Annotated in this window: 9 protein-coding genes; 5 read left to right on the top strand and 4 right to left on the bottom strand. The window is 68.6% G+C overall.

Going from position 1 to position 8,000, the window contains the following annotated elements; genetic code table 11:
• Positions 1–254 (bottom strand): twin-arginine translocation signal domain-containing protein (locus G6026_RS03185; protein ID WP_182612239.1); only part of this gene is annotated, 254 nt, incomplete at its 3' end.
• 215 nt (positions 255–469) lie between these two features.
• Between G6026_RS03185 and ugpC the strand changes: the two genes are divergently transcribed.
• The 5 genes from ugpC to G6026_RS03160 all read left to right on the top strand — a co-directional run bounded on the left by ugpC (position 470) and on the right by G6026_RS03160 (position 5,330).
• Entirely contained in the window at positions 470–1,525 is a 1,056-nt protein-coding gene (gene ugpC / locus G6026_RS03180; RefSeq protein ID WP_107758297.1) for a sn-glycerol-3-phosphate ABC transporter ATP-binding protein UgpC, read from the top strand.
• A 250-nt stretch (positions 1,526–1,775) separates the two neighbouring features.
• Positions 1,776–3,050 (top strand): ABC transporter substrate-binding protein, encoded by a 1,275-nt coding sequence (locus G6026_RS03175; RefSeq protein WP_107757831.1) that lies wholly within the window; start codon positions 1,776–1,778, stop codon positions 3,048–3,050.
• Between the two features lie 117 nt (positions 3,051–3,167).
• Entirely contained in the window at positions 3,168–4,157 is a 990-nt protein-coding gene (locus G6026_RS03170) for a sugar ABC transporter permease (protein WP_182612238.1), read from the top strand.
• Between the two features lie 95 nt (positions 4,158–4,252).
• A complete protein-coding gene (locus G6026_RS03165) occupies positions 4,253–5,098 on the top strand; it encodes a carbohydrate ABC transporter permease (protein WP_182612240.1) in 846 nt (281 codons plus the stop codon).
• A 7-nt stretch (positions 5,099–5,105) separates the two neighbouring features.
• A complete protein-coding gene (locus tag G6026_RS03160) occupies positions 5,106–5,330 on the top strand; it encodes a hypothetical protein (RefSeq protein WP_107757830.1) in 225 nt (74 codons plus the stop codon).
• Positions 5,331–5,338: 8 nt separating this feature from the next.
• Here the strand turns inward: G6026_RS03160 and G6026_RS03155 are convergent, their stop codons facing one another.
• The 3 genes from G6026_RS03155 to G6026_RS03145 form a co-directional block, all read right to left on the bottom strand.
• Positions 5,339–6,139 (bottom strand): LLM class F420-dependent oxidoreductase, encoded by an 801-nt coding sequence (locus tag G6026_RS03155; protein ID WP_182612237.1) that lies wholly within the window; start codon positions 6,137–6,139, stop codon positions 5,339–5,341.
• Positions 6,140–6,232: 93 nt separating this feature from the next.
• Complete coding sequence (locus tag G6026_RS03150; RefSeq protein WP_182612236.1) at positions 6,233–6,703, bottom strand: DUF4334 domain-containing protein; 471 nt, start codon at positions 6,701–6,703, stop codon at positions 6,233–6,235.
• A complete protein-coding gene (locus G6026_RS03145) occupies positions 6,700–7,842 on the bottom strand; it encodes an acyl-CoA dehydrogenase family protein (protein WP_107757827.1) in 1,143 nt (380 codons plus the stop codon). Before G6026_RS03145 ends, G6026_RS03150 begins: the two co-directional genes overlap by 4 nt.
• Positions 7,843–8,000: the final 158 nt, after the last annotated feature.

Here is an 8,000-nt window from a genome sequence, read left to right as displayed (position 1 = left end):
TCCCTGCCGAGGGAACCCTGCGCGGCGGCGGTGGTCGGCAGAACCTGCGTGGCCCCCACGGCGAGCGCGACCACGCCGGCCGCCTTGAGGGCCCCACGGCGGCTGATCTCGGCGGCGACGTCGCCGAAGTACGGATTCCCGCTGGCGTTGGGGGCGGGTGACGCGCACTGGTCGCCGCACCTGTACAGGCAGGTCAGGTGCTGGCGGCTGGAGATGCCGGGCGTGGCGATCGGAAGCGGGCGGCGGACTGACAATGGTTCTCCCTGAGGACGTGTGGGTGCGCACGGGCGCACGAGGACGGTGTGACCCTAGGGAGGGCGGGCGACGGCACGGGCGTGGTGAGGACACGTGCGGATGAACTATGGGCGCAGTGCCGGTGAACTCCGGTGTCGTGGCGCTACAGTCGTCGTGTCAACCCTCTACTCGGATCGTCCGGCACGTTCCTGCCGGTGAAGGGAAAGTGCTCGCCATGGCTTCGGTGACCTTCGAGAACGTGTCCATCGTCTATCCGGGCGCCGCACGGCGCAGTGTGGACCGGCTCGATCTGGAGATCGCCGACGGCGAGTTCCTGGTCCTGGTCGGCCCGTCCGGTTGCGGCAAGTCCACCACCCTCCGTGCGCTCGCCGGGTTGGAGGACGTCTCGGCCGGTCGCATCCTCATCGGCGACAAGGACGTGACCGGGATGGAGCCCAAGGACCGGGACATCGCGATGGTGTTCCAGAACTATGCGCTCTACCCGCACTACACGGTGCGCGAGAACATGGGTTTCGCGCTCAAGCTGGCCAAGGCGTCCAAGAAGGAGATCGCCGAGCGGGTGGACCGCGCCGCCGAGATGCTCGATCTCACGGCCTACCTCGACCGGAAGCCCAAGGAGCTCTCCGGCGGACAGCGTCAACGCGTCGCCATGGGCCGGGCGATCGTGCGCAACCCGCAGGTGTTCCTGATGGACGAGCCGCTGTCGAACCTGGACGCCAAGCTCCGGGTGGCCACCCGCGCCCAGATCGCCAAACTGCAGCGTGACCTGCGCACCACCATGATCTACGTGACCCACGACCAGGTCGAGGCCATGACGATGGGGGACAGGGTGGCGGTGCTCAAGGACGGTGTCCTGCAGCAGGTCGACACGCCTCGGGAGCTCTACCACAATCCGGTCAACGCCTTCGTCGCCGGTTTCATCGGATCGCCGTCGATGAACCTCTTCGACGCCCCCGTCGCCGACGGCAGGGTCGCCCTGGAGGGGTTCGGCGAGCAGGTCCCGGCCGGCACCGGGGCGACGGTCACGGTGGGGGTGCGGCCCGAACACCTGCGGATCGCCGGGGACGGGGACGGGTTGAGAGTCACCGTCGACCTCGTCGAGGAGTTGGGCGCGGACAGCTACCTGCACTGCTCCACGGGGGACGGCCACCCGGTGGTCTACCGGGCCGAGTCGGGCGACCACCCGGGGAAGGGCGAGACCATGTTCCTGGCCGCGCTCGACGGTGAGGTCCGCTTCTTCGATGTGGAGACCGGTCTGCGGCTGCGCTGACCACCGACCGCGGTGACCGACCGCAACACATGTTGTTGTTAAAGTGTCTTCTGTGATCTGAGTCTCGTCGCCCCCACGGTGGCGGGACGGCGGTGAGTCGGCGAGGTGACCGCTCGTGGTCCTACGTACAGGCCCCCGGTGGGTTACGCTCAGCGGGACCTCAGAGAGACCGGCGTCACAGTGAGACCGGGATCACCCGTCCGTCGGCACACGTCGGCGGTAGGCGAGACACGACAGTAGGAGAGAGCGCATGGCCGTTCACGGCAGGTTCCTCAAGGCGGCGGCGGCCGCATCGATGGTCGCGATGGTATCCGCGGCATGCACCAACGGTGGTGGTGGAGAGTCCGACGAGCAGACGGAGGCCGGCACCTCGGGGGTCGGCCCGATCACCTTCGCGATGGGCAGCAACGACACGGACAAGCTCCGTCCCGTGATCGACCAGTGGAACGCGGAGAACCCCGACCAGGAGGTCACCCTCCGCGAGCTCCCCGCCGAGCAGGACGGACAGCGCGACACACTCACGCAGTCCCTCCAGACCGAGAGCGGCGAGTACGACGTGTTCGCGCTCGACGTCACGGACACCGCCTACTTCGCGGCCAACGGGTGGCTGCAGCCGATCGAGGGCGACACCGAGATCGACACCTCCGGCCTGATCGAGGCCGCCGTGGACTCGGCGACCTACAACGGCACGCTCTACGGCATCCCGCAGAACACCAACGCGCAGCTGCTGTACTACCGCACCGACCTCCAGCCCGAGGCCCCCGCCGACTGGGACGCGCTGGTCGCGTCCTGTGAGGCCGCCGAGGGAGCCGACGTCGACTGCCTGCAGACGCAGCTCAGCCTCTATGAGGGCCTCACCGTCGCCGCGACCCAGTTCATCCACAGCTGGGGCGGCCAGGTCGTGGGCGACGACGGGCAGACCCCGGAGCTCGACACCGACCAGGCTCGCGCCGGCCTCACCGCGCTGGTCGACGCCTACCAGAACGGCGTGATCCCCCCGCAGACCGACGCCTTCACGGAAGAGGAGACCGCACAGGGCTTCCTCGCCGGCGAGACCATGTACTCGTACAACTGGCCGTACATGTACGAGTCGGGCCAGTCCGATCCCACCTCGCAGGTCCAGGGTCGGTTCGAGGTCGCGCCGATCGTCGGTCAGGATGGCGCGGGCCGGTCGACTCTCGGTGGCTACAACAACGCCATCAACGTGTTCTCCGAGAACAAGGCCACCGCTCAGGCGTTCCTCGAGTACATCATCTCGGAGGACGTCCAGATGAGCTTCGCCGAGCAGTCGTTCCCGCCGGTCCTGTCCTCGATCTACGACGACGAGGCGCTGCAGCAGCAGTTCCCGTACATGCCGGCCCTCAAGGCGGCGCTCGAGAACGCCGAGCCGCGCCCGGTCACGCCGTACTACCCGGCGGTGTCCAAGGCGATCCAGGACAACACCTTCGCCGCACTGCGTGGCGAGAAGAGCGTCGAGCAGGCACTCACCGACATGAGCGCCGCGATCGACCAAGCGGCTCAGTGACACCAGAGTCCGGACGGCAGTGATGACGACACGGCGCTGATGGGCCCCGGGGTACTATCCCGGGGCCCATCGGCCGTCGTGGTGAGGGCGGGCGCGATCCGATGAGGAGCTGCAGCGATGACGACGAGTGAGAAGGCCCCGGCGCCACTGGTCGAGAAGAGGTTCGACTGGCGACCGGTGTGGATGGTGGGTCCCGCCCTCGCGATCCTCGCGGTGGTGATCGGCTACCCCGTCGTCCGTGCGGTGTACCTGTCCTTCCGGGCCGACCGGGGCCTCGACCCCGCCACCGGGATGTTCTCCGACGGCGGTTTCGCGGGTTTCCAGCACTATCTCTACTGGCTCACCCAGGCGTGCCCGGCGAGGGGCGGCGACGGCACCGTCCCGTGTCCGCCCGGCGTCTCGGCCGTCGACTTCTGGCCCGCGATGGGCAACACCCTGTTCTTCACCGTCACCACCGTCTCACTCGAGACGGTCCTCGGCTTCGCCATGGCAGTGGTCATGGGCAAGAGCATCTGGGGGCGGTCCCTCCTGCGCGCGGCGGTCCTCGTCCCGTGGGCCATCCCCACGGCGGTCACCGCCAAGCTGTGGGCGTTCATCTTCGCCCCCAACGGCATCGCCAACACGATGCTGGGCACCAACATCGCCTGGACCACCGACCCGTTCTACGCCCGCATGGCGATCATCGTGGCGGACGTGTGGAAGACCGCGCCCTTCATGGCTCTGCTGATCCTCGCCGGGCTGCAGATGATCCCCGGGGACGTCTACGAGGCCGCCCGGGTCGACGGCGCCTCCCGATGGCAGCAGTTCACCAGGATCACACTGCCGCTCGTGCGTCCGGCGCTCATGGTGGCGATCCTGTTCCGGACCCTGGACGCCCTGCGCATGTACGACCTGCCCGTGATCCTCGTGTCGGCCAACTCGGGCTCGCCCACCGCGACGGTCTCCATGCTGGTGGTCAACGAGATGCGGATGGGCAACTTCAACAGCGCCTCCGCGATATCGACGCTGGTGTTCCTGCTGATCTTCGCCGTGGCGTTCGTGATGGTGAAGTTCCTCGGCGCGAACGTCGTCGATGACCGCACCGGCAAGAAGGAGGAGATCCGGTGAGTCACCGAGCGCCCGACCAGTCCACGTCGTCCCTCACGCGGTCGACCACCTCGTCGTCACGATCAGGCGCGCACGATCGGGACCGCGCCGACGACCTGCGCCCACCCCGCAAGCCGCTCGGGCCGAGGATCGGCACCTATGTCGGGGCCCTGCTCATCCTGATCTGGGGCCTGGCGCCGTTCTACTGGATGCTCGTCACCGCGTTCCGCGACAACCGGTTCGTGTTCTCCGCCAGCCCCGTGCCCTCGCACCTCACCCTGGACAATTTCCGCGAGGCGCTGGCGACGGACGCGGGTAACAACTTCTTCGGCGCGATCATCAACTCGGTGATCATCAGTTCCATCACCACCGCGCTGGCGTTGCTCTTCGGCGTGTTCACGGCCTACGCGCTCGCGCGGGTGGACTTCCGAGGCAAGTTCCTCGTCACCGGCGTCATCCTGGCCGCGTCGATGTTCCCCGGTGTCGCGCTGGTCACGCCGCTGTTCCAGTTGTTCACCGACATCGGGTGGATCGGCACCTATCAGGCGCTCATCATCCCCAACATCTCGTTCGCGCTGCCGCTGACCATCTACACGCTGACCTCGTTCTTCAACGACCTGCCGTGGGAGCTGGAGGAGGCCGCTCGCGTCGACGGAGCCACGCGCGGCCAGGCCTTCATCAAGATCATCCTGCCGCTCGCCGCGCCGGCTCTGTTCACCACCGCCATCCTGGCGTTCATCATCACGTGGAACGAGTTCCTGCTGTCACAACAGCTGTCCAACTCCTCGACCGAGCCGGTCACCGTGGCGATCGCGCGGTTCTCGGGGGTCAACCCCTACATCCCGCCGCACGCCGCGATCATGGCGGCGGGCGCGCTCGTCACCGTCCCGCTGGTGATCATGGTGCTGATCTTCCAGCGACGGATCATCTCCGGCCTCACCGCCGGCGGTCTGAAGAGCTGACCCGGCCGTGGCGCGGAGCGGTGGGGACGCACTCGGAACCCGGCAGCGGCTGGAGGTCCTGGGCGGGTTCGTGGGGTTCTTCACCGTGATCGCACTGGTCAACGCGGTCGGCCTGATCGTGGCCGGGCGCCCGTCGATCCTCGCCTCGTTCGTGCTGGTGCTCATGCTCGCGGCGTCCTGGTACACCTTCCGCGTGTGGCGGCGCGCCGACCGCGCCGTGGGCCGCGGCTGACCCGGGCGTCAGCGGTCGTCCCGCCAGGCCACCAGCGACTCCACCAGGTCCAGCGGGTACTCGGGCCCGTTGAGGCCCACGGTGAACAGCGTGACGCCCTCGGCCACCAGGGCATCGGCCGAGCGCCGCGCCTCGTCCGCGGAGGAGGCGCCGCCGATCTCGGTGGAGCGTTCGATCTCACCGGGGTCCCGGCCGACGTCGGCGCAGTGCCGGGCCAGCACCGCGGACTTGTGCCGGTAGGTCTCCACGTCCACGAACGAGTGCCAGATGTCGGCATGGCGGGCGACGTGCCTGAGCGTCTTGCGCTCGCCCCCGCCGCCCAACAGCACCGGGATGTGCCGGGTCGGGGCAGGGGTGAGCCGGGCGAGGCGCCGCTCGATCCGGTCGAGGGAGTCCCCGAGGTCGTCGAGACGCGACCCCTTGGTCCCGAAGTCGTACCCGTACTCGGCGTAGTCCCGCTCGAACCACCCGCTGCCCAGCCCCAGGATCAGCCGCCCGCCCGAGATGTGGTCGACCGTGCGGGCCATATCGGCCAGCAGGTCCGGGTTCCGGTAGCTGTTGCAGGTGACCAGCGCGCCGATCTCGACCCGCTCGGTCTGCTCGGCCCAGGCGGCGAGCGTGGTCCAGCACTCGAAGTGCGCGCCGTCGGGGTCGCCGTAGAGCGGATAGAAGTGGTCCCAGTTGAAGACGACGTCCACACCCGCGTCCTCGGACCGACGGACGGCATCGCGCAGGAGCTCGTAGTCGGGCGCGTGCTGCGGTTGCAGTTGGACGGCGATGCGGACCGGGCGTTCGGTGTTCGGGGTCATGCGCCCAGTGTGGTCCGTTCCGCCGCCCCGCGCACCCGACGCGCACCCGACCCTGGCCACCGTGCGCCCGACCAGGCCCGGCGTGCGCGGTCGCTACCGCTCGCGCTCGAGGACGAACCAGAAGTGCTCGCCCTCGTGGAGGGTCCCCCGGCCGTTCATCACGGCCAGCAGGGTGTCGGGATCGACGACGGCGAAGTGGTCGATCACCGGCAGCCGGTCGTAGACCATCGACGCGCACGGGCGGCCGCGGAACGAGACCTCCCACAGCGACGCCCCGCCTCCGCCCGTGGCGGAGGTGTCCGGGACAACGGACCCCGAGTCGTCGGTGACGAGGATCGGGTCCACCTTGTGCGGGTCGGTGAAGTCCTTTCCCCACCATCGCATCTGCCCGAGCATCGCGAACATCGGATGCCCGGTGTCGAGGCCGGCGCCCCTCCACCGGCTGCCGGCGATCGCGTCGATCCGGGCGGGCTCGAGTGAGTCCCAGAGCGTCGTCACCCGGTCGGTGGGGACGGTCTCCAGGGCCCGGATCGCCTCCAGCTCGTCGGCGTGCGGTGCGCTCACAGCCCGTAGGTCTTCCCGATGATGTCCCGCTGGATCTCGTTGGTGCCGCCGTAGATCGTGGAGACGACGGCCTGGCGCACCAGGCGTTCCATGCCGTACTCGGTGGCGTAGCCGTAGCCGCCCATCGACTGCATGCACTCGAGCGTCACGCGTTTGCTCAGCTCGGTCGCCTTGAGCTTGGCCATGGAGGCCTCGCGGGGGAGCAGGGCCGCGGGGTCCGACTCGTCGACCTTCCTGGCCACGGCGTAGACCAGCAGGCGGGTGGCCTCGATCTCGGTGGCCAGGTCGGCCATGCGGTGCCGGATGACTTGGAACGACCCGACGGGTCGGCCGAACTGTTCGCGTTCACGGATGAACGTCAGGCAGTCGTCGAAGGCCCGCTGCGCCACCCCGAGCTGCATGGCGGCCAGGATGAGCCGCTCGATGTTGAGCCCGGCCATGAGCTGCTTCCAGCCGCCCCCGACCTCGCCGATCACGGACTCGGCGGGCAGGCGTACGTCGGTGAAGTAGAGGTCGTTGACCTCTCTACCGCCCATGGTGTCGATACCGCTCATCTGCAGCCCCTCGACGTCGGCGGGGACGTCGAACATGGTGATTCCCTCGTGTTTGGCGCCGGTCGAGTCGGTGCGCGCCACCAGCAGGATGCGGTCGGCGAAGTGGGCGTTGGAGCACCAGGTCTTCTGTCCGGTGATCACCCAGTCGTCACCGTCGCGGACGGCCTTGCAGCGCAGCGCGGCCACGTCGGACCCGGCGCCGGGCTCGGACATGGAGATGGCCAGGGTGCCGCCCGCGACGACCAGTTCGAGGGCCCGCTTGCGCTGCTCCTCGGTGCCGAACTTCTGGATCGCCGCCGCGGTGATGAGGGTGGGGCCGATGCCTCCGATCGGGGCGAGGCCGCGCAACGAGCGTTCGAGCAGGAGGCAGAGTTCCACGGCCCCCGCGTCGGCGCCCCCGTACTCCTCGGGCACGGTCAGGCCCAACCAGCCCAGCTCGGCCATTTTTGCGTAGATCTCGGGGGAGTGGGTGCCGCCCTCGGTGGTGAGCTGCCCTCTCTTCTCGACGCTGCCGACCTCGCGCGCGCAGAAGTCGTCGATGGATCTGGCGAAGTCCTGCTGCTCCTCGGTGAGGATGTCGAACACGGCTGGCCTCGGCTTTCTGACAGGGGGTGACGGTGGCGGGCAGGGTGGACTACTGTGGCCCGTATCACCGTAGGCTACATCAAATATATGTGATCGAGAATGGAGTGAAGTCGAATGACGACAACCGAGCCCAGCAAGACCGGCCCCGCGTTCGCGAG

Source organism: Dietzia sp. DQ11-38-2, assembly GCF_014145055.1.
In the GTDB taxonomy this organism is placed as follows: Bacteria; Actinomycetota; Actinomycetes; order Mycobacteriales; family Mycobacteriaceae; genus Dietzia.
Note: the sequence above shows the minus strand (reverse complement) of the source record. Positions and strands in the feature narration are given on the sequence as shown.